Source organism: Photobacterium kishitanii (genome assembly GCF_003026355.1).
In the GTDB taxonomy this organism is placed as follows: domain Bacteria; phylum Pseudomonadota; class Gammaproteobacteria; order Enterobacterales; family Vibrionaceae; genus Photobacterium; species Photobacterium kishitanii.
Map to the genome: position 1 here is coordinate 35676 of NZ_PYON01000003.1, position 26344 is coordinate 62019.

The 26344-nt window shown below is 41.7% G+C and carries 20 protein-coding genes; 15 read left to right on the top strand and 5 right to left on the bottom strand.

The annotated features are described in order from the left end of the window. The first annotated feature begins 12 nt into the window (after positions 1-12). The 9 genes from pilW (at position 13) to C0W29_RS04130 (ending at position 9364) form a co-directional block, all read left to right on the top strand. Complete coding sequence (gene pilW / locus C0W29_RS04090; protein WP_045045520.1) at positions 13-771, top strand: type IV pilus biogenesis/stability protein PilW; 759 nt, start codon at positions 13-15, stop codon at positions 769-771. Further along, positions 761-1726, top strand: coding sequence for a cytoskeleton protein RodZ (gene rodZ, locus C0W29_RS04095; RefSeq protein ID WP_045043407.1), 966 nt, complete (start codon positions 761-763; stop codon positions 1724-1726). Before pilW ends, rodZ begins: the two co-directional genes overlap by 11 nt. A 16-nt stretch (positions 1727-1742) precedes the next feature. After that, positions 1743-2855, top strand: coding sequence for a flavodoxin-dependent (E)-4-hydroxy-3-methylbut-2-enyl-diphosphate synthase (gene ispG / locus C0W29_RS04100; RefSeq protein ID WP_036795833.1), 1113 nt, complete (start codon positions 1743-1745; stop codon positions 2853-2855). 104 nt (positions 2856-2959) lie between these two features. Then, positions 2960-4228, top strand: coding sequence for a histidine--tRNA ligase (gene hisS / locus C0W29_RS04105; protein WP_036795832.1), 1269 nt, complete (start codon positions 2960-2962; stop codon positions 4226-4228). A gap of 13 nt (positions 4229-4241) precedes the next feature. Then, positions 4242-4853 carry a YfgM family protein gene (locus tag C0W29_RS04110; protein ID WP_036795830.1) on the top strand — a complete coding sequence of 204 codons (612 nt, stop codon included), beginning with the start codon at positions 4242-4244 and terminating at the stop codon, positions 4851-4853. Positions 4854-4863: 10 nt separating this feature from the next. Further along, entirely contained in the window at positions 4864-6027 is a 1164-nt protein-coding gene (gene bamB / locus C0W29_RS04115) for an outer membrane protein assembly factor BamB (RefSeq protein ID WP_045043409.1), read from the top strand. A gap of 176 nt (positions 6028-6203) precedes the next feature. Continuing rightward, complete coding sequence (gene der, locus C0W29_RS04120; protein WP_036795827.1) at positions 6204-7709, top strand: ribosome biogenesis GTPase Der; 1506 nt, start codon at positions 6204-6206, stop codon at positions 7707-7709. 74 nt (positions 7710-7783) lie between these two features. Continuing rightward, complete coding sequence (locus tag C0W29_RS04125; RefSeq protein WP_235868996.1) at positions 7784-8692, top strand: alanyl-tRNA editing protein; 909 nt, start codon at positions 7784-7786, stop codon at positions 8690-8692. A 441-nt stretch (positions 8693-9133) separates the two neighbouring features. Beyond that, a complete protein-coding gene (locus C0W29_RS04130; protein WP_045043410.1) occupies positions 9134-9364 on the top strand; it encodes a zinc ribbon domain-containing protein in 231 nt (76 codons plus the stop codon). 70 nt (positions 9365-9434) lie between these two features. On the opposite strand, the gene xseA is transcribed toward C0W29_RS04130, so the two are convergent. Next, on the bottom strand, positions 9435-10787 hold the full coding sequence (xseA, locus tag C0W29_RS04135) for an exodeoxyribonuclease VII large subunit (protein WP_045043411.1): 1353 nt from the start codon (positions 10785-10787) through the stop codon (positions 9435-9437). A gap of 273 nt (positions 10788-11060) precedes the next feature. Between xseA and guaB the strand changes: the two genes are divergently transcribed. From guaB to C0W29_RS04150, 3 genes are all read left to right on the top strand, one after another. Further along, the gene (gene guaB / locus C0W29_RS04140) at positions 11061-12524 is read left to right on the top strand and encodes an IMP dehydrogenase (RefSeq protein WP_036795823.1); all 1464 of its coding nucleotides are present in this window, start codon (positions 11061-11063) and stop codon (positions 12522-12524) included. Positions 12525-12637: 113 nt separating this feature from the next. Next, positions 12638-14221, top strand: a complete 1584-nt coding sequence (guaA, locus tag C0W29_RS04145) for a glutamine-hydrolyzing GMP synthase (RefSeq protein WP_045043412.1) — start codon at positions 12638-12640, stop codon at positions 14219-14221. Between the two features lie 345 nt (positions 14222-14566). Beyond that, the gene (locus tag C0W29_RS04150) at positions 14567-16126 is read left to right on the top strand and encodes an AbgT family transporter (protein WP_045043413.1); all 1560 of its coding nucleotides are present in this window, start codon (positions 14567-14569) and stop codon (positions 16124-16126) included. 142 nt (positions 16127-16268) lie between these two features. Here C0W29_RS04150 and fghA read toward each other — a convergent pair whose 3' ends face one another. Next, positions 16269-17117 (bottom strand): S-formylglutathione hydrolase, encoded by an 849-nt coding sequence (gene fghA, locus C0W29_RS04155; RefSeq protein WP_036795819.1) that lies wholly within the window; start codon positions 17115-17117, stop codon positions 16269-16271. Positions 17118-17207: 90 nt separating this feature from the next. Continuing rightward, positions 17208-18338 carry an S-(hydroxymethyl)glutathione dehydrogenase/class III alcohol dehydrogenase gene (locus tag C0W29_RS04160; protein WP_036794131.1) on the bottom strand — a complete coding sequence of 377 codons (1131 nt, stop codon included), beginning with the start codon at positions 18336-18338 and terminating at the stop codon, positions 17208-17210. Positions 18339-18564: 226 nt separating this feature from the next. Here C0W29_RS04160 and C0W29_RS04165 point away from each other — a divergent pair, with 226 nt between their 5' ends. Both C0W29_RS04165 and tadA read left to right on the top strand, forming a co-directional pair. Then, a complete protein-coding gene (locus C0W29_RS04165) occupies positions 18565-19455 on the top strand; it encodes a LysR substrate-binding domain-containing protein (protein ID WP_036795816.1) in 891 nt (296 codons plus the stop codon). Positions 19456-19468: 13 nt separating this feature from the next. Then, positions 19469-20002 carry a tRNA adenosine(34) deaminase TadA gene (gene tadA, locus C0W29_RS04170; RefSeq protein ID WP_045045566.1) on the top strand — a complete coding sequence of 178 codons (534 nt, stop codon included), beginning with the start codon at positions 19469-19471 and terminating at the stop codon, positions 20000-20002. 68 nt (positions 20003-20070) lie between these two features. Here tadA and C0W29_RS21730 read toward each other — a convergent pair whose 3' ends face one another. Both C0W29_RS21730 and mltF read right to left on the bottom strand, forming a co-directional pair. Then, the gene (locus C0W29_RS21730; protein ID WP_173425431.1) at positions 20071-20238 is read right to left on the bottom strand and encodes a hypothetical protein; all 168 of its coding nucleotides are present in this window, start codon (positions 20236-20238) and stop codon (positions 20071-20073) included. 273 nt (positions 20239-20511) lie between these two features. Continuing rightward, on the bottom strand, positions 20512-22002 hold the full coding sequence (gene mltF, locus C0W29_RS04175; protein ID WP_373455554.1) for a membrane-bound lytic murein transglycosylase MltF: 1491 nt from the start codon (positions 22000-22002) through the stop codon (positions 20512-20514). Positions 22003-22394: 392 nt separating this feature from the next. On the opposite strand from mltF, the gene purL reads away from it, so the two are divergent. Next, on the top strand, positions 22395-26312 hold the full coding sequence (gene purL / locus C0W29_RS04180; protein ID WP_045042695.1) for a phosphoribosylformylglycinamidine synthase: 3918 nt from the start codon (positions 22395-22397) through the stop codon (positions 26310-26312). Positions 26313-26344 lie beyond the last annotated feature (32 nt).

Sequence of the window (26344 nt, forward strand, 5' to 3'; positions counted from 1 at the left end):
AGGTGAGTAAAAATGATACGATGGATGAAGTATCCATTATTTTCTTGTTTACTGGTGGCAGGATGTGCCACTGTGACGGTAGAAGATAGCGCTGAACAATTTAATGCCATTGATGCTGCTGAAGCGCGAATGACATTAGGGTTAAATTATTTAAAAGTAGGTCAGTGGCAACGTGCTCATGAAAATTTGGAGCAAGCATTACATTATGCGCCTCATTATTATCGAGTACAAAATGCCATGGCCTATTATTATCAAAAGGTTGGTGAAATAGACGCGGCAGAAAAAATGTATAAAAAAGCCTTAAAGGATGCACCTGAAAATGGTGATGTTCTTAATAATTATGGGGCGTTTTTGTGCAGTGAGGGACGTTATGACGAAGCCATCAGTGCTTTTGTTAAAGCTATTAATCAACCTTACTATTATCTTATTTCGGCAAGTTATGAAAACGCAGGTTTATGTAGTCGTAAACAAGGCAATAACTTACAAGCGATAGATTATTTTGAAAAAGCACTTTCTCATGATCCATATCGTCCGAAATCAATGTTACAACTGGCACGACTAGAATTAGACGCTAATAATTATAAAGACGCTCGTGTACTGTTGTTTAAATTTAATAAGCGATATGGGTATACAGCAAATAGTTTGTTGTTGCTTATTCAGTTAGAAAACCAAACTGGACGGTTAACTTTGGTCACCAAATACGCTAACTTATTAAAAGAACAATTCCCTAATTCTCAGCAATATCAGAATTATCTAGCCAATGAATACTGAACATAACGATTCACCGCAATCAGATAATGTTGCACGACCAGGCGATATGCTTCGTCAGGCGCGTGAGCAACTTGGTTACTCGCAAACAGATATTGCTAATCGATTACGATTACGTTTATCTGTTATTAATGATATCGAAAGTAACTGCTTTGATAGTGAAAAAATATCTACATTTACCAGAGGGTATGTGAGGTCCTATGCAAAGTATGTTGGTTTAGATGACGTTGCTGTCGTCGCTTTATTAGACGACTACGGTCATTCAAAACCTAAAGCGCAAGAAATGCAAAGTTTCTCACGCCGAACTAACCGTGAAGCACATGATAGTCGTATAATGGGGCTAACATGGATTTTAGCGGTAATTTTTGTGGGTGTTACTGCTGTATGGTGGTGGCAGAATAGTCATTTAGATCGAGACTCAACACCTGCGGTTGATGTTGCGAATGTTGAAGCATCTACACCAGCGGCTACAACACCCGCAGTGAAACCATCAGCAGCGGTTGCGACTACTGATACTACAGAAGCAAATGCTACAGTAACAGACGTTACAGCGGCTGCGGTAGCGACAGCACCGGTTAATGCCGATGCTAGTCAAACATCGTCAGCGAAGACTGAAACTGCAACACCAGCAGTTGAACCGGTTGCTGTAACGGCAACTGATACTGAAGTAAAAGATACCGCGGCAGTGGCGGCTGTTACTGCAACTGACGTTGAAGCGGCACCTGCATTACAATTAACCTTTACTGCTGATTGTTGGGTTGATGTTCGGGATGCAAATGGTAAACGTCTCGAAAGTGGTATTAAGACGGCTGGTCAAACACTGGATATTGATGGCAAGGCGCCATTCCGAGTTCGACTTGGTGTGCCGAGTGCCGTTAAAATAGAAATTAAAGGGCAACCTTTCGATCTTAGTCGTTATCCGACTGGTCGACCTGTAACCTTAACGTTGCCGCAGTAATAGAGAATGATAAAACATGCATAACGAATCACCCATTATACGTCGCCAATCAAGCCGAATTTATGTCGGTAATGTACCTATCGGCGATGGCGCTCCGATTGCTGTTCAGTCAATGACTAACACCCGTACTACGGATGTTGAAGCAACGGTTGCTCAAATTCGAGCGCTGGAAAAAGTAGGTGCCGATATCGTTCGTGTTTCTGTACCGACGATGGATGCTGCTGAAGCGTTTAAGTTGATCAAGCAACAAGTCAATGTTCCTTTGGTTGCAGATATTCATTTTGATTACCGTATTGCATTGAAAGTGGCTGAATACGGCGTTGATTGTTTGCGCATTAACCCAGGTAATATTGGTCGTGAAGATCGTATTCGCTCAGTGGTTGAATGTGCGCGTGACAACAATATTCCAATTCGAATTGGAGTAAATGGCGGCTCGTTAGAAAAAGAAATTCAACAAAAATATGGTGAGCCAACGCCGGCTGCGTTAGTTGAATCAGCGATGCGCCATGTGGAGATTTTAGATCGACTTAACTTTGATCAATTCAAAGTGAGTGTTAAAGCTTCTGATGTGTTTCTTGCAGTTGAATCTTACCGTCTATTAGCTAAGCAAATTATCCAGCCATTGCATTTAGGTATTACGGAAGCTGGTGGTGCACGTGCAGGTTCAGTGAAATCAGCAGTGGGTCTAGGAATGCTATTAGCTGAAGGCATTGGTGATACTTTACGTATTTCATTAGCCGCTGATCCTATTGAAGAGATCAAAGTAGGATTTGATATTTTAAAATCGCTGCGTATTCGCTCGCGTGGAATTAACTTTATTGCCTGCCCAACTTGTTCGCGCCAAGAGTTTGATGTCATCGCAACCGTCAATGAATTAGAGCAACGCTTAGAAGATATCGTGATTCCAATGGATGTTTCTATTATTGGTTGTGTGGTTAATGGCCCAGGTGAAGCTGAAGCCTCGCATCTAGGTATTGCTGGCGGTAATCGTAAAAGTGCCTTCTATGAAGACGGTATTCGTCAAAAAGAACGCTTTGATAACGATAATGTGATTGATCAACTTGAGGCTAAAATCCGCGCAAAAGCCTCAATGTTAGACCTAAACAATCGTATTGATATTACGCAATAACATAAAATAGTAAAAACCATGCTGTTATTGTGGCAGCATGGTTCACTATTTTTGCAATAAATTATATATTCGATTTAAATCCCCATCGAAAAATGAGAATAATCGTGGCGAAACAAATTCAAGCAATTCGAGGCATGAACGATTGCCTACCAACACAAACTCCACTTTGGCAAAAAGTCGAAGGTACAGTTAAACAAGTGATCAGTGCATATGGTTACAATGAAATCCGTATGCCAATTGTTGAGTCGACACATTTGTTTAAACGTGCAATCGGTGAAGTTACTGATGTTGTTGAAAAAGAAATGTACACCTTTGATGATCGTAATGGCGATAGTCTGACATTACGTCCAGAAGGTACAGCAAGCTGTGTGCGTGCTGGTATCGAAAATGGTCTACTTTATAATCAAGAACAACGTTTATGGTATATGGGTCCAATGTTCCGCCATGAGCGTCCACAAAAAGGTCGTTACCGTCAATTCCACCAAGTAGGTGTGGAAGTGTTTGGTATTGATGGGCCTGATGTTGATGCTGAGCTTATCATGATGACGGCTCGTTTATGGCGTGAGCTTGGTATTAATGACCATGTTCGTCTAGAGTTAAATTCTATTGGTTCACTGCAAGCACGTGCAGAATACCGCACCGCATTAATTGCGTTCCTTGAACAGCATATGGATGTGTTAGATGAAGATGCTAAGCGTCGCATGTACACTAATCCACTGCGTGTACTTGATTCTAAAAATCCGGCAATTCAAGAGATTCTTGTTGATGCGCCAATGCTTTCAGCGTACTTAGATCCGGAATCACAGCAACATTTTACTGGATTATGTGAACTATTAGACGCTGCTGGCATCAAATATCAAGTAAATGAGCGTCTTGTACGTGGTTTAGATTATTATAACCGTACTGTATTTGAATGGATCACTGATAGTTTAGGTGCGCAAGGTACAGTATGTGGTGGTGGTCGTTATGACGGTCTAGTTGAACAACTAGGCGGTAAAGCAACCTCATCAGTTGGTTTTGCGATGGGCCTTGAGCGCTTGGTATTACTGATGGAAGCATTAGAACAAGACGATGTACGTCGTTCTGTGGATGTTTACATGGTAACTGCCGGTGAAGGTACATTAGCTGCTGGTATGATGCTTGCAGAAAAATTACGAAATCAATTACCTCAGTTACGCATTATGTCTAACTTTGGTGGTGGTAATTTTAAAAAGCAATTTAAACGTGCTGATAACGTAGGAGCAGCTATTGCCCTGGTTCTTGGTGAAAATGAAATTGCACAAAACACCGTAGTGGTTAAAGATTTACATGGCGGTGAACAAACAACCATGGCACAGGACGAGGTTGCCGCGAAGTTGGCAGCATTGATTTAAGAGAGGACAGGAAGTGAACGAGTACGCCACAGAAGAACAACAGGTTGAAGCGATAAAATCGTGGTGGCAAGATAACGGCAAAGCCGTTGTTCTAGGCGCCGTGATTGGTTTAGGCGGTCTATTAGGCTGGCGTTACTACCAGTCTGAAGTCCATGCTGCGAAGCATTTAGCATCAGATTCCTATACTCAAGTAGTTACAGCTCTCGACAATAATAGTAAAACTGCTGTCACTGAAGCGCAAACGTTCATTGAAGCTAATAAAGGCAGTCAATATGCTGTTCTTGCAGCATTACAATTAGCGAAAGTTCAAGTTGAGAATAATGACCTTGATGGTGCGATTGCGCAACTGAACTGGGTGATCAGCAACACTAAAGATAACGCTATTTTACCGTTAGCTGTAACGCGCTTAGCTCGTATTTATGCAGAACAGCAAAAATTTGATCAAGCTTTAGCTGAACTTAAAAAAGTAACGATTCCAAGCTGGAACGAAAATATTGCTGAATTACGTGGTGATATTCTGCTGCAGAAAGGTGATATTCCAGCAGCTCGTGAAGCATATATAGAAGCTCAGCAAGATGGTTCATCACCAGCATTGCAGATGAAGCTTAATGACTTAGCTCAATAAGGCGGACATGATGCATAAGGTGTTAAAACGAGCTTTAGCCGTAGCAGTTGCTGTGAGCGTATTATCTGGTTGTGCCAGTGAAGTCGATTCTATTCATATGGCACCATTGCCAAAAGTCGATAATACTTTCACCCCTAAAACAGATTGGAGTCATGACGTTGGTAGCGGCGTTTCTGGCTACTATTCAAAACTGACCCCAGTTGTTGGTCAGGGTAAAGTTTTTGTTGCTGACCGTAATGGTTTGGTTGAAGCTTTAGATCCTAGTAACGGTAAAGTGTTATGGGAAAATAATTTAGAAAAAGATACCCCCGTTAAAATTTCTGGAGGCTTGGTATTAGCTGAAGGAAAGATCTTTATGGGCACCGAAAATGCGGATGTTATCGCATTAGATGCTGAAACAGGTAAAGAAGTTTGGCGGGCTAAAGTTGCTGGTGAAGTGTTATCAAAACCATTAGTAGATAGTGGTATTGTGGTTGTTAATACTAGTAGCGGTGTGCTTCAGGCACTTAATGCTGATACTGGTAAAAGCAAATGGCAAATCAGTAATGAAATTCCAACACTAACATTACGCGGTACCAGTTCGCCGGTTGCGATTGCTGGTGGTGTTTTCTGGGGGCTATCAAATGGCCGTTTAGAAGGTGCTATTTTGGATAATGGCCGTGTGTTATGGCAGCAAACTATTTCAACCCCTAAAGGTTCAACTGAAATTGATCGTTTAGTGGATGTAGATGCTGCGCCAGTAATTGCTGGCGATCGTTTATACTCTATCGGCTATAATGGTTCATTAGTATCGATTGATCTTCGTAGCGGTCAAATTGCGTGGAAACGTAATTATTCATCAGCAACAAACTTTGTGGTTGATGGCAACAAATTGTTCTTGGTAACCGCGAAAGATCATATCGTTGCAGTTGATGCGCGTAGTGGTACTGAACTATGGCAAAATAAAGATCTTCAATATCGTCAACTGAGTGCGCCAGCTGTTATTGATGGTTATTTAGTGATGGGTGATGCTGAAGGGTATCTTCATTGGTTAGATACTCAATCAGGTGAATTTGTTTCACAAGAATCGATTGATGGTAGCGGTATTGCGGTGCCACCAGTTGCGCTAGATGATAATGGTTTTATTGTTGTTACCCGTGATGGTGAAATCAACAAAATGCAAATATCGAAATAAGTCGGTATACTGTCGCTAGATTAATTTGTCGGCTCCAGCTGTCTTATGCAGTTGGAGCCGTTGTTGTTATATCCGTTGTGTATATTATTGTCGGATGAAGATAAGTAAATATGCTTATTTGAGGCAAGAATGAACGGTAAAATGTCAATTATGACTATGAAAAGTAAGAGGTAATTATGATTCCTGTTGTTGCCCTTGTCGGGCGCCCAAACGTGGGTAAATCGACGTTGTTTAATCGTCTTACTCGCACGAGGGATGCACTAGTTGCAGACTTTCCTGGTTTAACTAGGGATCGTAAATACGGTAGAGCTGAGTTAGAAGAGCACGAATTTATTGTTATTGATACCGGTGGTATTGATGGCACAGAGGAAGGTGTTGAAACTAAAATGGCTGAACAGTCATTGGCGGCTATCGAAGAAGCAGACGTAGTACTGTTTTTGGTTGATGGTCGTGCGGGATTAACATCGGCTGATGAAGCAATTGCAAAACACCTGCGTAGCCGTGAAAAGCCAACATTTTTAGTGGTTAACAAAGTTGATGGTATTGATCCTGATACTGCGTGTGCTGAATTTTGGCGTTTAGGTGTTGATGCGATGTTCCAAATTGCAGCAACCCAAAACCGTGGCGTGACAGCACTAATGGAACGCGCGTTAGCACCATTCTCTGATAAATTGAATGCAGAGTTAGCCGCTGAAAATGGCGAAGACGGTGAATTTACTCTTGAAGATTTAACCTCAGTTGCAGATATCGAGAAAGCAAACCTTTCTGAAGAAGATGCTGAAGCTGCGTATAAACGTCTACAAGAGCAACCAATTAAGATGGCTATTATTGGTCGTCCTAATGTGGGCAAATCAACGCTAACTAACCGTATTCTCGGTGAAGAACGTGTTGTTGTTTACGATATGCCGGGAACAACACGTGACTCTATCTATATTCCAATGGAGCGTGATGGTCAAGAATACGTATTGATTGATACTGCTGGTGTTCGTCGTCGTAAGAATATGAGCATGGCGGTTGAGAAGTTTTCTGTTATTCAAACATTGAAAGCTATCGAAGATGCTAACGTCGTGTTGTTAGTCATTGATGCACGTGAAAACATTTCAGATCAGGACTTAAGCCTACTTGGTTTTGTACTGAACTCTGGCCGCTCATTAGTAATTGCAATTAATAAGTGGGATGGTTTAGATAACGACGTTAAAGAGCGTGTTAAATCTGAACTAGATCGCCGTCTTGGTTTTGTTGACTTTGCGCGTATTCACTTTATTTCTGCATTACACGGCACCGGTGTTGGTCACTTATATGAATCAGTTATTGAAGCTTATAAGTCAGCGACTAAGCGTATTAGTACATCATTACTAACGCGTATTATGCAAATGGCACAAGATGATCACCAGCCACCAATGATCCGTGGCCGTCGTGTGAAACTTAAATATGCTCATGCTGGTGGTTATAACCCACCGATTATTGTTATTCACGGTAACCAAGTTAATGACCTTCCTGGTTCTTACAAACGTTACCTGATGAACTACTACCGTAAGTCATTAGAAATGATGGGTACACCTATTCGAATTCAATTCCAGAATAGCGAAAACCCATTTGAAACGACAAAGCAAAAGTTGACTGTTTCTCAAGAGCGTCAACGTAAGCGCTTAACCAGTGCTTTACACGATCGTAAAAAGTAATTCTAACGATTGTGTGTTGTTTTTAGATGTGAAAGCCCAGCCATAGTGTTGGGCTTTTTTATAAGGAAAATACCATGTCTGCTGTTACTGCAACGATTGCTATGCCTACGATTATTACACCAACCACAGTACTTTTTACTCAAAATAAGTGGCAAATAAACACCACTATTGTATGTGCTGTTGCTGCTGAAAAAAGCGGTACCTGGGTGGTGGTAGAACAAACCCCTTTTCATCCTGTGAGCCATATTTGGCCAGATCACCCAGCAGATCGTGGTGAATTAATCTATCAAGCAGTATCTTATGCTGTGAGCGATTGTGTTGTTGGTGCGATAGAAATAGCGACCCAACAATTATATATCGGGAACGATATCCCTGTTAAACGAGATACCGAAGGCTGGGCATTTGTCGTTGTACATTATATAGCATCAGCGCTGACTATTAGTTCAGGTGCAGAGGTAACATTGGTGGTTGATAAAGCTTACCAGCAAGGTTTAAGTCTCGGTCACAGCGGTGGTCATTTATCATCATTGGCATTAAATAAAGTGCTTCATAGTGATTTTTGGCGTAAAGATCCCAGTCGACGTGATGAGTTAAACCATTATGATTTTCATAGCTACGCTCAAGAAAAGAGTATCGTTACTGAAAACTGCAGTACTGATCACTACCGTTTAGGTAAGACATTACGTAAACGAGGTTTAAACAGTGCTGAAATGGTTGCCGCTCTAACGCAAATAACCTTAAAGATTAATCAGCAATTAGCGCAATGGATCCAGTTATCAACCTCGATAGTCATGCGTCGTGAGGGCGATAGTTTGACGGACTCGCGCTATTGGCAGTGTGATTTAGGTATTGAAGGTATAGTTGAAATTCCTTGCGGTGGAACCCATGCCAATTCATTAGCTGAATATAAAATGTTAACGGTTAAATTTGAGGTTATCTCTGATCAAGAGCTAATAATGATAACAACTGCCGTACCCGCTTAAGGGATTGTTAGTTATTATTTAAAATCGTCTGCGGACGATTTTTTTTGCTCTGAATGATAGATATTTATCGAAGTATCTGAAATTTTATGGCTCTAGATCGTATTTATAGTGATTTATTAAATACTGTTAATTGTGTTTTTATACGGAAAGTGTAGTTTTTTATCCTGTTTAAAATCCATATACAGAACATGTAACTTATGCTTTCGGGATGCGTATTGATAAATATTCTTTTACTACCTGATCGCTGATCGTAGTTAATAAACACGATGATCACCCATAAGGGTAATGATCATCGAGAGGATCATGCGTGTAGTATCGTCGTGAATTAATTAAAACTAGCGCCTAGTCAGCAGCGACTATTTATTGAGTTGTTTTAATTTTAGTGGCATCTAACTCAATAATTTTGCATGCTAGAGTAAATTCATTTAGGAGTTAAATAGCGTGAGTGAAAATATTTGTCCGCAATGTGAGAGTGAATTGAGTTGGAAAGATCAGGGATATTTTTGTGATTATTGCCAACAAAAAGTGACTAAAACGGCATTTTGTCCTGATTGTTCTGAGCAATTAGAGAAGCTGCAAGCCTGTGGTTCAGCAAGTTATTTTTGTAATCACTGCAATGAATTAAAATCAAAGTCTCGTGTTAAAACTGTATTTAATATCGTTGCTGATTAAGGCTGTAACGATGATATATGCCGCAATAACTGTCACTATTGCGGCATAAGAGATGAGTGGTTATTAATAATTAGTGGTTAGTGACTGTGGTATAAATTTTACCGTCAGTAACGGTTGTAATCAGTTGATCTCCCGCTTTAACCTGATCGCAATGGCGAATGACATTGCCTTTATCATCACGGGTAATTGAATAACCACGACTAAGGGTTGCCAGTGGACTTACTGTATCTAATTTCTCAGCCGCCAAGGCTAATTTATGGTTAGCATTAAGTAAGTGACGATTCATTGCATCTAATAAACGTCGTTGAGCATTATTCAGCGCTGTTTTATCGTGTTGAAGGCGCTGCTGTGGCGAATAAAGTGATAGCTTATATTGATTTTGAGTAATACGTTGTTGTTGTATTTGAATCTTTTTTAGCATTATCTGCTGTAACTTACGGCTTATATCATCTAAATGTTGTTGTTGTTGATTTAAGCGTAGTTGCGGATGTTGGCGATCTAAACGATGATTTAATTGACTAATATGCTGCTTTTGCTTCGATAAATAAAACTGAATAGCATGCTGTAATTGCTGTTGTTTATGCTTGATCTTATCCGTTTGACTACTGTTATCTCGGCTGATTAATTCTGCTGCGGCTGATGGTGTAGGGGCACGCATATCGGCAACGAAATCGGCAATAGTAACATCAACTTCATGGCCGACCGCACTCACTATTGGGATTTGGCTAGCGGCAATAGTACGAGCAACGATCTCTTCGTTAAATGCCCATAAATCTTCTAATGAGCCACCACCACGGCCAACGATTAAAATATCACATTCTTGGCGCGCATTAGCACGTCCAATCGCTTGAGCAATAGATATCGCAGCACCATCACCTTGAACCATGGTGGGATAAATAACCACGGCTAAACTTGGATCGCGACGTTTTAATACCTGCAAAATATCGTGTAGGGCAGCACCGGTTTTTGAGGTAATAATACCGACACGCTGCGGCTGTTGCGGTAATGGTTTCTTCAATGATTGTGCAAACAAGCCTTCTGCGGCAAGGGTCATTTTTAGCTGTTCAAACTGCTGTTGTAGGCGTCCATCGCCTTCAGGCTGCATGCTTTCAATGATCAGTTGATAGTCGCCACGAGGTTCGTAAATAGATAAACGTGCTTTGACTAATACTTGATTACCATTGCCCGGTTTAAAGCTTACATGGCGATTAGTACCTTTGAACATCGCGCATTTTACTTGGGCTCGAGAGTCTTTAAGGGTGAAGTACCAGTGGCCAGAGACTGGCATTGAAAAATTCGACAATTCACCAACAAGCCAAACAATCCCCATTTCATTTTCAAGGATCAGACGGACTTGGGCATTGAGACTGGAAACAGTGTAGATACGATCGTTGGATTGGCTTTGAGAAGCGAATAGAGTCACGAAGTGAAGTACCTGCTAACGAATGGGTGGCGGCAGGCGGTCAGAAAACTATCAAATAGAACGAAAAACGCCTAGGCAGATCAATGGACAGATCTTGGCCGTATTTCGTCGACCGCATCACCGGATAGTTAACCGAAATATACTACTCAGCAAATGTTTTTTGTCAATAAAAAAAATAAAAATAATGATAGCCAAACGATTGCTTCATACGTATAATCCGTTCGCAATATTTTAATCTTCTTTGTAAACCTTTAAATTGGTGTGAGATATTGCATGTTACGAATTAAAAAAGAAGCGTTGACGTTTGATGATGTATTATTAGTTCCTGCTCATTCTACAGTCCTACCTAACACTGCCGATCTGCGCACCCGCCTCACGAAAGAGATTGCTCTTAACATTCCTATGCTATCAGCATCTATGGACACCGTGACTGAAGGTCGCCTAGCCATTGCACTTGCTCAAGAGGGCGGCATTGGTTTTATCCACAAGAATATGTCTATCGAACAACAAGCGGCTGAAGTTCGCATGGTTAAAAAGTTCGAAGCTGGCGTTGTTGCAGAACCTGTTACTGTTAAACCTGATAACACTATTGCAGATGTTAAACGTTTAACCGAAGAAAATGGTTTTGCAGGTTACCCTGTGGTTACAGATAACAACGAATTGATCGGTATTATTACTGGTCGTGATGTACGTTTTGTTACCGACCTTTCAATTAAAGTTGAAGAAGTGATGACTTCTAAAGAGAAACTGGCTTCTGCTAAAGAAGGCGCATCTCGTGAAGAAGTTGAAGCTATCATGCAACAGTACCGTGTTGAAAAAGTATTGTTAGTCGATGATAACTTCCGTCTAAAAGGCATGATTACTGCGAAAGATTTCCAAAAAGCTGAGCGTAAGCCTAATGCTTGTAAAGATGAGCGCGGCAGTTTACGTGTTGGCGCTGCTGTCGGTGCTGGCGGTGGTAATGAAGAGCGTGTTGCTGCATTAGTTGAAGCAGGCGTTGACGTATTACTTATTGATTCATCTCATGGTCATTCTGAAGGTGTTTTACAACGTATTCGTGAAACTCGTGCTTCTTTCCCTAATCTTCCAATTGTTGGTGGTAACGTTGCAACAGCAGAAGGTGCACGTGCACTGATTGAAGCAGGCGTAAGCGCTGTTAAAGTCGGTATCGGCCCTGGTTCAATTTGTACTACTCGTATTGTTACAGGTGTGGGTGTTCCACAAATCACTGCTATTTCAGAAGCAGCATCAGTTGCTGATCAATACGGTATTCCTGTCATTGCTGATGGTGGTATTCGTTACTCTGGCGATTTATGTAAAGCGATTGCTGCAGGTGCATCATGCGTGATGGTTGGCTCAATGTTCGCGGGTACTGAAGAAGCACCTGGTGAAGTTGAATTATACCAAGGTCGTTCATATAAATCATACCGTGGCATGGGCTCATTAGGTGCAATGTCAAAAGGTTCTTCTGACCGTTACTTCCAATCAGATAACGCTGCAGACAAGTTAGTGCCTGAAGGTATTGAAGGTCGTGTTGCTTACAAAGGTTTGATGAAAGAAATCGTGCATCAGCAAATGGGTGGTTTACGCTCAAGTATGGGTCTAACTGGCTCTGCAACGATTGAAGATTTACGTACTAAAGCGGAATTTGTACGTATTTCTGGTGCCGGCATGAAAGAATCTCATGTGCATGATGTAACGATCACAAAAGAAGCACCTAACTACCGTATGGGTTAATTGTTAGGCAGTCAGTAGTCTTTCGACGAAAACGATTGCCTAAGTTGCGAAGTTAGATAAAATCGGGGCTAGATATAGCCCCCAATACATTCAATTTTTGAGATAGCTCTATAATGACCACTACCGCAAATATTCATGATCAACGAATTCTTATTTTGGATTTTGGCTCACAATACACTCAGTTAATTGCTCGTCGTATCCGTGAAATCGGCGTTTACTGTGAGCTTTGGAGCTGGGATGTTGATGAAGCTGATATCCGTGATTTCAATCCAAACGGTATTATTCTTTCTGGTGGTCCTGAAAGTGTAACTGAAGCGGGTTCTCCTCGCGCACCACAGTATGTATTTGAAGCGGGTGTTCCTGTGTTTGGTGTATGTTACGGCATGCAGACCATGGCAGAACAACTAGGTGGTAAAGTTGCAGGTTCTGATGAGCGTGAATTTGGTTATGCGCAAGTTAAGATTGTTGAGCAAACTGCTTTCTTAAAAGATATTCAAGATGCAGTTGCTGCTGATGGTACACCATTACTTGATGTGTGGATGAGCCATGGTGATAAAGTAGTAGAAATCCCAGCTGATTTTATTAAAGTTGCTGAAACAGATACCTGCCCATTTGCAGCAATGGCAAATGAAGAGAAGCATTTCTACGGGGTGCAATTCCACCCAGAAGTAACCCATACTCGCCAAGGTATGAAGTTAATTGAAAACTTCGTGATGAATGTGTGTGGTTGTGAAAAGCTATGGACATCAGCCAATATTATTGAAGATGCGATTGCACGTATCAAAGAGCAAGTGGGTGACGATGAAGTTATCCTTGGCCTATCTGGTGGTGTTGATTCATCAGTAGTTGCAATGCTTATCCACCGTGCGATTGGCGATAAACTAACATGTGTATTTGTTGATAATGGCTTGCTTCGTCTTAACGAAGGTCAGCAAGTAATGGACATGTTCGGTGATAAATTTGGTTTAAATATCGTCCACGTTAAAGCAGAAGATCGTTTCTTAAATGCATTGGCTGGTGTTGATGAGCCTGAAGCGAAACGCAAGATCATTGGTCATGTGTTTGTTGATATCTTTGATGAAGAATCAAAGAAATTAACCAATGCTAAATGGCTAGCGCAGGGTACGATTTACCCTGATGTGATTGAATCGGCAGCATCTAAAACAGGTAAAGCACATGTGATTAAATCACACCATAACGTTGGCGGTTTGCCTGATGATATGGAAATGGGCTTAGTTGAGCCATTACGTGAGTTATTTAAAGATGAAGTACGTAAGATTGGTTTAGAACTTGGTTTACCTTACAACATGCTTTTCCGCCACCCATTCCCTGGGCCTGGTTTAGGTGTACGTGTTTTAGGTGAAGTGAAGAAAGAGTACTGTGATTTGCTACGTCGTGCTGATGCTATTTTCATTGAAGAATTGCATAATGCTGATCTTTACAACAAAGTATCACAAGCCTTTACTGTATTCTTACCTGTACGTTCAGTGGGTGTGATGGGTGATGGTCGTAAATATGATTGGGTTGTGTCGCTACGTGCGGTAGAAACTATCGACTTTATGACAGCTCATTGGGCACATTTGCCATACGATTTCTTAGGTAAAGTATCTAACCGTATTATCAATGAAGTAAATGGTATTTCACGTGTGGTTTACGATATTTCAGGTAAGCCTCCTGCAACTATTGAGTGGGAATAATTCCCAATTTACTTGCAATAATTGAATAATAAAAAGCATCTACGGGTGCTTTTTTTATGGCTGTTATTTGGAGTAAGCAAAGCGATATAGTTCTCGCCTATGGGATGTTGTTAATAGCTTGTTCGATTTATGTTTTTTGTAAGTGTCGTATTAATGATTGGTTACAATATGTTGTGGTAGGTAAGTGCTATAAGTAGGTCTATAACACTGTTTGTTGTGGTAATTTCATTACAATCGTTCAGCGAATATTCAGATTGAAATCGAGCGAAAAAACACAATGAGATCGACTACATGTAAGTAGATCCGCACTGCAAACATAACAGCATAAGAAGGACATGGACTACCATGAACGAAAAAACACTTAAGCAAGCACCGCCTCCATCTACAAGTGCGATGGACAAATTTTTAAATGGTATTGAGCGCGCAGGTAATAAAATTCCTGATCCTGCTTTACTGTTCTTTTGGGGTTTAGTAACCGTTTGGGTTCTGTCTGCGGTGCTATCACAGTTTGATTTTGGTCTTGTGCATCCAGTAACTAAAGACGTAGTTCAAGTCAATAACTTGTTAACTGGCGATGCAATCGCGAGCTTTTTGGCGAACATGGTGAAAAACTTCACTGGTTTTGCGCCATTAGGTATTGTATTGGTTGCGATGTTAGGTGTTGGTGTTGCTGAAGCGTCAGGCTTTATTAATACTGGCCTTAAAAAGATGCTAAATGTTACGCCAGCTAAACTACTTACACCAATGCTGATTTTAGTGGCGATTGTATCGCACACTGCTGCCGATGCAGGTTATGTATTAGTTATTCCACTAGGTGGTATTATCTTCCACGCTGCAGGTCGTCATCCTCTTGCAGGTATTGCAGCTGCGTTTGCGGGTGTTTCAGGTGGTTTCTCTGCTAACTTTATTCCTTCTGGTATCGACCCGTTATTAGCTGGCTTCACGCAAGAAGCAGCACGTATTATGGATCCTACTTATATTGTTAACCCGTTAGCGAACCTAATGTTCACTGGTTTATCATCATTTGTTATTGTCGGTATTGGTTGGTACATCACTGATAAAGTGATTGAGCCTCGCTTACAAAAAACAGCAATTGATGCCGATGCTGAAGAAGCACCTGATATGGGTTCTTTTACACCACTAGAAAGTAAAGCGTTCTCATACGCTGGTTGGACTATGCTAGCGGGTATTGCACTACTAGTTGCTGCTGTATGGCCTGAAACATCGCCATTACGTTCACCAACGGGTGAAGTGGCGGCCTTCAATGCCCCTGTAATGCAATCTATCGTACCATTGATTTTCATCCTGTTTGTTATTCCAGGTATTATCTACGGTAAAGTAGCAGGCACTTTCAAGCAAAGCAGTGATGTGATTAAAGCAATGTCGACCACAATGGCTGGTATGGCTGGCTTTATGGTAATGGTGTTCTTTATTGCACAGTTCTTGGTAGCGTTCACGCAATCAAACTTAGGTACGCTATTAGCACTTTCTGGTGCACAGTTATTACAAGAAATGAACCTACCGGGTCAAGTGACCATCGTTGGTATGATTTTACTAACGGCAAGTGTTAACTTGTTAGTGGGTTCTGCATCAGCTAAGTGGGCATTGATTGGACCTATCATGGTACCAATGTTAATGGCTGTAGGTATCTCTCCTGAATTGACTCAAGCGGCTTACCGCGTAGGTGACTCAGTATCTAACATTATTTCGCCAATGATGGTGTTCTTCCCATTAGTGGTAGTTTACATGCAGCGTTATGTTAAGAGTTCAGGTATTGGTACATTAGCGTCAATGATGATGCCGTACTCAATTGCAATGCTAATTGGTTGGACTGTGTTCCTATTAGTATTCTGGACACTAGGTATTCCTCTAGGTGTTCAAGCGCCTTACACTTACAGCATGTAATGATTAGATTTTAATAACGATAGTTAGCATTAATAAATAGTTATCGTTAACGAATAAAAGCCTCGACCAGTATGACTGTTCGAGGCTTTTTTGTGTTTTATTAATCCCTGTCTGCAAAGAGGAGTTTAATAAAAATCAGTGATTATTTATTGAAGTTTTCAACGTGGAAACGAAGGTGATCGTCAATAAATGATGCCATAAAGTAGTAGCTGTGGTCATAGCCATCTTGCATACGAACTTCTAGTGGATAGTCATTTGCTTCTGCTGCTGCAACAAGTGTTTCAGTGCGAAGTTGGCCATCGTTGTAGAAATTATCGTGGGTGCCTTGATCTACTAGCATGGGTAGTTTGATTTCAGCGATACGCATCAATTCACTTGAATCGTATTGCTTCCAATTCTTAGTATTGCTACCTAAATAACCAGTGAAGGCTTTTTGACCCCAAGCACTATTCATTGGATTAGTAATTGGGCTAAATGCTGATGCAGAGCTGTAACGCTCTGGATTACGTAAGGCAATCATTAATGCACCATGTCCACCCATAGAGTGGCCAGTAATTGCACGTTGCTCAGTCACTGGGAAGTGGGCTTCAATCAATGTTGGTAATTCATTTACAATGTAATCATACATTTGGTAATGACGGTTCCACGGTGCTTCTGTGGCATTAACATAGAAACCAGCACCAAGGCCAAAGTCATAAGCGCCTTGTGGATCGTCGGCAACGCCGTCACCACGTGGGCTAGTATCTGGAGCAACAATAGCAACACCTAATTCGGCAGCCATACGTTGAGCACCTGCTTTTTGCATAAAGTTTTCATCAGTACAAGTTAAGCCTGATAACCAGTAAATAACCGGTACTTTTTTTCCTGCTGCACATTGTGGCGGCAAGTAAATAGCAAAACGCATATCACAATTTAGGACTTCTGAGCGGTGAGTATATTGCTTATGCCAGCCGCCAGCACTTTTATTACAGCTAATATTTTCTAATGGCATTGGATTTGATCTCTTGTTAAATCTGCGCAGAGTGTAAGTGCTCTGCGCATTTTTTATGGCGTTATTATAGAAAGCTTATGTATATCAAGCTTACTTATCGAAGTGAATAACCGTACGGATACTCTTACCTTCGTGTAATAGGTCGAATGACTTGTTGATGTCGTCTAGGCCCATGTTGAATGAGATGAAGTCATCAAGCTTGAATTCACCTGCCATGTAACGGTCAACGATACCAGGAAGCTCTGAACGGCCTTTAACGCCACCGAATGCAGAACCACGCCATACACGACCAGTCACAAGTTGGAATGGACGGGTAGAGATCTCTTGGCCTGCGCCAGCAACACCGATGATAACTGATTCGCCCCAACCTTTGTGACAACACTCAAGTGCTGAACGCATAACGTTAACGTTACCGATACACTCGAAAGAGTAGTCTACGCCGCCATCAGTTAATTCAACAATCACTTCTTGAATTGGCTTATCGTAGTTCATTGGATTGATACATTCAGTTGCGCCTAGTTTACGTGCTAGGTCAAACTTACTTTCGTTGATATCAATTGCAATAATACGGCTTGCTTTAGCCATAGTACCACCAATGATTGCCGCAAGGCCGATACCACCAAGACCAAAGACTGCGATAGTGTCGCCTTCTTGAACTTTAGCTGTGTTAAGTACTGCGCCCATACCGGTTGTTACACCACAACCTAATAGACATACTTCTTCAAGCGGTGCTTCTTTGCTAATTTTAGCTAAAGAAATTTCTGGTAGTACAGTGTACTCAGAGAAGGTAGAGCAGCCCATGTAATGGAAGATTGGCTGACCGTCTTTGTAGAAACGGGTTGTGCCGTCTGGCATTAGGCCTTTACCTTGAGTTTCACGTACTGCCTGACAAAGGTTCGTTTTACCTGATAGGCAGTATTTACACTTGCCACACTCTGCAGTGTAAAGTGGGATAACATGATCGCCAACCTCAACACTTGTAACGCCTTCACCAACCATTTCAACGATACCGCCACCTTCGTGACCAAGGATCGCAGGGAAGATACCTTCTGGATCGTCACCTGATAATGTGAATGCATCTGTGTGACATACGCCAGTTGCAACGATGCGAACTAATACTTCGCCAGCACGAGGTAACATGACATCAATTTCTTCAACAGAAAGTGGTTGTTTTGGACCCCAAGCAATAGCAGCTTTTGATTTGATAAATTTGTCAGTCATAATCTTCACTCTAAATGTATTTATTTCTACTTCATCAAAAGTAGATGAGAATTGGGTGGAAAGGGAAAAGTAATTATTTTCTTGCCCCGTTTCGATGGTTGCTATTGTATTTGTTTCTCGAATAATGATAATTACCTAAAAGTGCAAATTACTTTTACATATGTGTAATAATCATCAATGTAATGGTCATTATGACGTTCGATCTCGTTATCAATAGGTATCTAAGATGTTTTTATGGGAAGGTGTTACAGAGTTTGTTGCTGTAGCAGAAACAGAAAGTTTTACCGCAGCGTCAAAGCGACTCGGTATTTCTACTGCGCAAGTGAGTCGTCAGGTGAGTGCGTTAGAAAATAGACTCAACACCAAATTGTTCTATCGTACTACGCGTAAGGTTTCATTAACTGAAGAAGGCAATGTCTATTACCAACATTGTCGTCAGGTGTTAGATGGTCTTGAAGATGCTGAACGAGCGATCAGCAATTTGCGTGGTAAACCGCAGGGATTGATAAAATTAACAGCACCAGTAACTTATGGCGAAAAGTATATTATGCCATTAGTTAATGATTTTATGCTGCAGTACCCTGAAGTAGAAGTGACAATTGATATGACTAACCGCCAAGTCGATTTGGTGGAAGGCAGTTTTGATCTAGCGATTCGTTTAGGGCGTTTAACCAGTTCATCAATGATGGCTAAGCGTCTGACGAGCCGCACTATGTACGTGTGTGCTTCGCCTGAATATTTACAGAAATTTGGTATTCCACATTCATTATCTGAATTGCGCCAACATAATTGCTTGATTGGTAATTATGATCATTGGCGGTTCCAAGAATCAGGTAAAGAAAAAAGCATTCGTGTTAGCGGTACCCTTAATTGTAATAGTGGTTATGGCTTGCGAGATGCGGTTCTTAAAGGTATCGGTTTAGCGCAATTACCCGATTACTATATTGATAAAGATTTAGAGTCAGGCGCTATAGTGCCTATTTTGACTAATTATCAAGAACCTGATGAAGGTATTTGGGCGCTTTATCCACATAACCGCCATTTATCACCTAAAGTGAGAATGTTAGTTGATTATCTTGCTGAGCAATTGCCCCATGTTAGTCATTACGATTTGTAAGTATCGATAACAGATGTCAAATAAAATACTAGAAACTGTGTCTACAGCAGCAACCGATGATGCTTTTATGCGTCGAGCAATGGAATTAGCCACTCTAGCTGAGGCTGAAGGTGAGGTGCCTGTTGGTGCAGTGATCGTTCATAATGGCGTGATTATTGGCGAAGGTTGGAACCGCTCCATTGGTCATCATGATGCTACTGCACATGCGGAAATGATGGCATTACGCCAAGCAGGGCAAGCATTACAAAATTACCGTCTGATTGATACTACCTTGTATGTGACGTTAGAGCCTTGCCCTATGTGTGCTGGTGCGATGGTGCATAGCCGAATTGGTAAAGTAGTATTTGGTGCGCATGATGCTAAAACTGGCGCTGCCGGTAGTATCATGAATTTGCTTAGTTACGAGGGGGTTAATCATCATGTTCAGTATCAAGGTGATGTACTTGCTGCTGAATGCCGCGCGCAGCTACAAGCTTTTTTTAAGCGTCGTCGTGCTGAAAAAAAAGCCGCAAAGATAGCTGCAAGGCAACAGCAAGATGATGTTTGAGGTTGGGTCGTACTAAATAAAATAAGCTCGGACGTCATTTATTATATAAATTATTCCGAGCTTGTTGTTTAGTGCGTTGGGCAAGACTGTTCTGTGGTTGACGTTAGAATGCAGCTACGTTGACGCCAGAGAATTTTTTTACGGATATTACTGCTTAGGCGTTTACGGCGCGTTGCTGCTGAGGTAATACGTTTCGCGATATGCTGAGTTTTTGATTTTAATTTGGTTAATTTCATGGATCCATCCATTGAGTCGATATCACAGTGAAACAATCAACCAGCGGATAAACATCGCTGTCACTGTGAATCATGCCATTATCTAATGTCGTTAATTTATTATGCATAGCAATGCACTTATTGATAGTGATCTTTGTCGGTTAATGATCAAAGGTTGATCAATCTCCCACTCCTAGCAAAAGCAGATGATTATTCTAAGCAATGCGGCCTAAGCCGCAGAGTTTACGTTATGAAATCGAAGTGCCTTGCTTTAAAAACCTATTTTATAATCGTTTACGGCGTAGCATTTGTTTTTAGCGTTACCGTTGCTGGTGTTAGCGATGTTTGCGGAAGGCTAATGGTTTGCAGGCCATCAATAATTTTTAAATTTTCATTTTCAAATTTACTGCTATGGGTACGCTCATAACCAATAATGCTTTGGTAATAACGGCGGATCCCCTCGACATAATTTAAGGCCTCATCACCTCGAGCATAACCGTAGCGAGATTGAGTGTAATATTTACGTTGTCCCAATAATGGTAGTCGCTGTTTTACATCGACCCAAGTGTTAGGGTTGCCCCCTTGAGCTTTAGTGAGTCGACGTGCGTCCATTAAATGGCCAAAGCCGACATTATAAGAGGCGAGTGCAAACCATACTTTTTCATGTTCTTCGACACTATCGGGCACGCGAGCGATCATCTTTCGTAGATATTCACTGCCACCGCGAATGCTCTGTTCTGGGTCTAACCGATTGGTTACGCCCACTGATTCTGCTGTCGGTAAGGTTAGCATCATCATGCCACGCACGCCGGTTGGTGACACCGCTTGGGGATTCCAATGTGATTCTTGATAAGATAGTGCCGCTAACAACCGCCAATCAAAACCATTGGCATACTGTTTAAACAAGGCTTCCCATTGTGGCAAAGTATTATTAACTGCCCGCAAAAAAGCCCGTGTATCAACATAATCAAATTGATCAATATGGCCAAAATATTTTTCTTCCAGCTGAGCAATCGTACCGTTTTGCTTCATCTGTCCAAAAAACTCGATCATTAGAGCATATAAACTATCGTTACTACTTTGTTTAACAAACCAGCTTACGGGTTCATCTTGAGTTAATTCAAGCGCGACGGCGATATCTGGATGAATGCGTTGTAGTAATGCCACATCAACAGAGTCAGCAACGGTATAATCTAACTCGCCTTTAACAACTTTAATTAACAGATCGTTAATGTCTGATTCTGGAATCGATTGCCATTTTAAGCTTGGATGACTTTTACGAATAATATTGAGCTGTTGTTCATAGCTAGATTCACTTACGACAGCCAGACGACCGTTATTTTTCGCGAGTTCAGCTAAGCTTCGTGGACGACGTTGGCCTTTTTTATACACCACAATCTGACTGGCATAATAATAAGCCGGAGCGGGATGAAAACCTTGAAGGCGATCGGGAGTTACCGCGAGTCCTGCGGCAATAATATCAATATCACCACGTTCTAATGCTGGGAATAATTCTGATAAGGTAAACATTGCGGTTATTTCAAGTTTAACCCCGAGCTTTTTTGCAAAGGCTTGTGCTAGCTCATAATCCAACCCTGTTGGACCTTCCGCGCCAATATAGTAGGACAGTTGGTTATTTAAGGTCCCTACCCGTAATACGCCACTCTCCCTAATCTTTTCAAGGCTGGTGGATTTGTTTTCTTGCCATTGGCAGCCGTTGGTAAGCATGACTAATAACAGAATGCTCATAAAGCGGCGTAGTAGAGTGAAGGATTGAATATTTATCAACTAGGCAGACCTACAGTAAAAATTAACGTCTACTTATATCAAACCCTGTTAATTGCGCAAAGTTGAACGACTAAGTTGATGGGGATAATTTAGAGATTGGAAGAGATAAGTGAATATTAAGTGATTTAATGGTTAAAAAATGACCCAAAAATAACGGTGGTGAGTATTTTTTTGATGTTTTTATAAGGATTGAAAAAAAAACACGCAAACGGTTGCGTCAGGTGTTACGTCACAAAAAAAATTCCATTATACTAGGTGCTCGTGAACAGTCGCGTAATAGTGAAGCAGTGGATAGTAATGTACTAGGTGCTATTGAGGTAAGTTTCTATGGCTGTGGAACTTAGGTCAATATCACTTTTTTTAACCTGCTAATCGAGAGACCTTTGCACATGGAAATTTTGCGTGGTTCACCCGCTTTGTCTGAGTTTCGCGTTAATAAGCTACTTGAGCGTTGTCATGAGTTAGATCTGCCAATTACTAGTATTTATGCTGAGTTTACGCATTTTGCTGATGTGGCGACAACGTTAACGGTTGATGAACAAGCTAAGCTAACAAGTCTACTCACATACGGCCCAACGATTGCAGAGCACGAGCCTAAAGGCTTATTGCTACTTGTTACTCCTCGCCCTGGTACTATTTCTCCTTGGTCTTCAAAGTCGACCGACATTGCTCGCAATTGTGGTTTAACTTCCATTAAACGTCTTGAGCGTGGTACAGCATATTATGTTGAATCATCATCTGCGCTAACAATGTCACAATTGAGTGAGTTGAAAGCATTACTTCATGACCGCATGATGGAAGTGGTACTGGATAATGTTGAGGCTGCGGCAGCGTTATTTATCCAAGCTCAACCTGCTGCGGTTAAAAGCGTTGATATTCTCGTGGGTGGGCGCCAAGCATTAGAGCAAGCAAACTTAACTTTAGGCCTTGCATTAGCGGAAGATGAAATCGACTACTTAGTTGAAAACTTCACTAAGTTAGGTCGTAATCCTAATGACATTGAATTAATGATGTTTGCTCAAGCGAATTCTGAGCATTGTCGCCACAAGATTTTTAATGCTGATTGGACCATTGATGGTGTCGATCAGCCAAAATCATTATTTAAAATGATTAAAAATACCTATGAGCACAACCATGAGCACGTATTGTCAGCTTATAAAGACAACGCCGCAGTAATGGAAGGTTCTCATGTTGGACGTTTTTTCCCCGATCCACAATCACGTCAATATACTTATCATCAAGAAGATACTCACATTTTGATGAAAGTTGAAACCCATAATCATCCCACTGCAATTTCACCGTGGCCAGGTGCGGCAACAGGTTCTGGTGGTGAAATTCGAGATGAAGGTGCAACCGGTATTGGCGGTAAACCTAAAGCTGGCTTGGTTGGCTTTACTGTGTCTAACTTACGTGTTCCTGGCTTTGAACAACCATGGGAAACTGATTTTGGTAAGCCTGATCGTATTGTGACCGCATTGGATATTATGCTTGAAGGTCCATTGGGTGGTGCGGCATTTAATAATGAATTTGGCCGCCCAAATTTGCTTGGTTATTTCCGTACTTATGAAGAAAAAGTCACTTCTCATGCTGGTGAAGAAGTACGTGGTTATCATAAACCAATCATGATTGCTGGTGGTATGGGTAATATTCGTGCCGATCATGTGCAGAAAAAAGAAATTCCTGTTGGCGCTAAGTTAATTGTACTTGGTGGTCCGGCAATGAACATTGGTCTTGGTGGTGGTGCTGCGTCATCGATGGCATCAGGACAATCAGCAGAAGATTTAGATTTTGCTTCAGTACAGCGTGAAAACCCAGAAATGGAGCGTCGTTGTCAGGAAGTGATTGATGGTTGTTGGCAAATGGGGGATGACAACCCGATTGCCTTTATTCACGATGTTGGCGCGGGTGGTATTTCTAACGCCTTACCTGAGTTAGTTAATGATGGTGAGCGTGGTGGTAAATTCCAGTTACGTGATGTGCCAAATGATGAACCAGGCATGAGCCCACTTGAGATTTGGTGTAATGAATCACAAGAGCGTTATGTATTAGCGATCGCACCTGAAAACATGGCAACATTTGATGCTATTTGTCAGCGTGAACGTGCTCCTTATGCGGTAGTGGGTGAAGCAACGGCTGAGCGTCATTTAACCCTTGAAGACAGCCATTTCGATAACACTCCAATTGATATGCCAATGGATATTTTATTGGGTAAAGCGCCGAAGATGCATCGTGATGCACAAACATTAACGGTTGTTGGACAGCCACTTGATCGCAGTGATATTACGATTGAGGCTGCTACTCAACGCGTATTACGTTTACCGGCTGTCGCTGAAAAAACGTTCTTGATCACTATTGGTGATCGTAGCGTGACAGGATTGGTCGCCCGCGATCAAATGGTCGGTCCTTGGCAGGTTCCTGTTGCGAACTGTGCAGTAACTGCGGCAAGTTATGATAGCTATCACGGCGAAGCGATGTCGATGGGTGAGCGTACGCCTGTTGCCTTACTTAATTTTGGTGCATCAGCTCGTTTAGCTGTCGGTGAAGCAATTACTAATATTGCAGCAACTGATATCGGTGATATGAAGCGGATAAATTTATCGGCTAACTGGATGTCACCAGCAGGTCACCCGGGTGAAGATGCTGGTTTGTATGAAGCAGTAAAAGCCATTGGTGAAGAGTTATGTCCTGCATTAGGGTTAACGATTCCAGTGGGTAAAGATTCAATGTCGATGAAGACCAAGTGGCAGCAAGATGGTGAAGAAAAACAAGTTACATCACCATTATCGTTAGTGATCACCGCCTTTGGTCGCGTTGAAGATGTCCGTAAAACCGTTACTCCACAATTGCGTACCGATAAAGGTCAATCAAGCTTATTGCTTATTGATCTAGGTTGTGGCCAAAATCGCCTTGGTGCAACAGCACTAGCACAAGTTTATAAGCAATTAGGTGATAAGCCTGCTGACGTTGATAGCCCTGAGTTATTAAAAGGCTTCTTCTATGCGATGCAGACCTTAGTGCGAGAGCAAAAGCTATTGGCTTACCATGATCGTGGTGATGGTGGCTTGTATGTCACTTTAGCTGAGATGGCATTTGCAGGTCACACCGGTATTGAAGTGGATATTAATACGACTGCAACTGATGAATGTGATGACGTGCTGGCAGCGCTATTTAGTGAAGAACTCGGTGCTGTGATTCAGGTGCGTAGTGATGATGTTGAGGCAGTTCAAGCGGTATTAGCGGCTAATGGTTTGGAAGCATGCAGTCATATCATTGGTACTGTGATTGATGAAGATACCGTACGTATTTGGAATGGTAATGATTTAGTGCTTGAGCAGAGCCGCACTGAATTACGTGCAATCTGGGCTGAAACCACTTACCAAATGCAAGCTATGCGTGATAATCCAGCGGGTGCATTGCAAGAGTTTGAAGCGAAGCAAGACAGCCAAGATCCGGGGTTAAATACCAAGCTAACATTTGATATTAACGATGATGTTGCTGCACCGTTTATTGCTCCAGCGATTAACTTTGGTGCGAAGCCACAAATGGCTATTTTACGTGAGCAAGGAGTTAACTCCCACGTTGAAATGGCAGCCGCGTTTGATCGTGCTGGCTTTGAAGCTAAAGATGTTCATATGAGTGATATTCTTAGCGGTAAGGTACAGTTAGATGGCTTTAATGGTTTAGTTGCTTGTGGTGGCTTCTCATATGGTGATGTATTAGGTGCTGGTGAAGGTTGGGCAAAATCAGTATTGTTTAACAATATTGCTCGTGACCAGTTTGCTGCATTTTTTAATCGTCCAGATACGTTGGCATTAGGTGTGTGTAATGGTTGTCAGATGATGTCTAACCTACATGAGTTAATCCCAGGCGCTGATTTATGGCCACGTTTTGTGCGTAATGAGTCTGAGCGTTTTGAAGCGCGTTTTAGTTTGGTTGAAGTACAAAAGAGTGATTCTTTGTTCTTTAATGAAATGGCGGGTTCTAGAATGCCAATTGCCGTTTCTCACGGTGAAGGGCGAGTTGAAGTGCGTAATGCTGCTCACCTTACTGCGATTGAGCAATCTGGCACGATTGCGCTTCGTTACCTTGATAACTATGGTAACGTAACTCAAAATTATCCAGCGAACCCGAACGGCTCACCCAATGGTATTACTGGTTTAACGACCCAAGATGGGCGTGTCACTATCATGATGCCACATCCAGAGCGTGTATTCCGTACTGTCGCTAACTCTTGGCATCCAGATGATTGGAATGAAAATAGCCCATGGATGCGTATGTTCCGTAATGCACGGGTTAACTTTAGCTAACGTTGACGTTATCTAGCATTATAAAAGCTGCC

Coding starts and splice junctions, on each gene's coding strand:
- purL (WP_045042695.1), top strand. CDS start 22,395: ATGGAAATTTTGCGTGGTTCACCCGCTTTGTCTGAGTTTCGCGTTAAT.
- C0W29_RS04150 (WP_045043413.1), top strand. CDS start 14,567: ATGAACGAAAAAACACTTAAGCAAGCACCGCCTCCATCTACAAGTGCG.
- C0W29_RS04125 (WP_235868996.1), top strand. CDS start 7,784: ATGTCTGCTGTTACTGCAACGATTGCTATGCCTACGATTATTACACCA.
- guaA (WP_045043412.1), top strand. CDS start 12,638: ATGACCACTACCGCAAATATTCATGATCAACGAATTCTTATTTTGGAT.
- rodZ (WP_045043407.1), top strand. CDS start 761: ATGAATACTGAACATAACGATTCACCGCAATCAGATAATGTTGCACGA.
- C0W29_RS21730 (WP_173425431.1), bottom strand. CDS start 20,238: ATGAAATTAACCAAATTAAAATCAAAAACTCAGCATATCGCGAAACGT.
- pilW (WP_045045520.1), top strand. CDS start 13: ATGATACGATGGATGAAGTATCCATTATTTTCTTGTTTACTGGTGGCA.
- tadA (WP_045045566.1), top strand. CDS start 19,469: ATGTCAAATAAAATACTAGAAACTGTGTCTACAGCAGCAACCGATGAT.
- C0W29_RS04165 (WP_036795816.1), top strand. CDS start 18,565: ATGTTTTTATGGGAAGGTGTTACAGAGTTTGTTGCTGTAGCAGAAACA.
- ispG (WP_036795833.1), top strand. CDS start 1,743: ATGCATAACGAATCACCCATTATACGTCGCCAATCAAGCCGAATTTAT.
- bamB (WP_045043409.1), top strand. CDS start 4,864: ATGCATAAGGTGTTAAAACGAGCTTTAGCCGTAGCAGTTGCTGTGAGC.
- guaB (WP_036795823.1), top strand. CDS start 11,061: ATGTTACGAATTAAAAAAGAAGCGTTGACGTTTGATGATGTATTATTA.
- C0W29_RS04160 (WP_036794131.1), bottom strand. CDS start 18,338: ATGACTGACAAATTTATCAAATCAAAAGCTGCTATTGCTTGGGGTCCA.
- fghA (WP_036795819.1), bottom strand. CDS start 17,117: ATGCCATTAGAAAATATTAGCTGTAATAAAAGTGCTGGCGGCTGGCAT.
- der (WP_036795827.1), top strand. CDS start 6,204: ATGATTCCTGTTGTTGCCCTTGTCGGGCGCCCAAACGTGGGTAAATCG.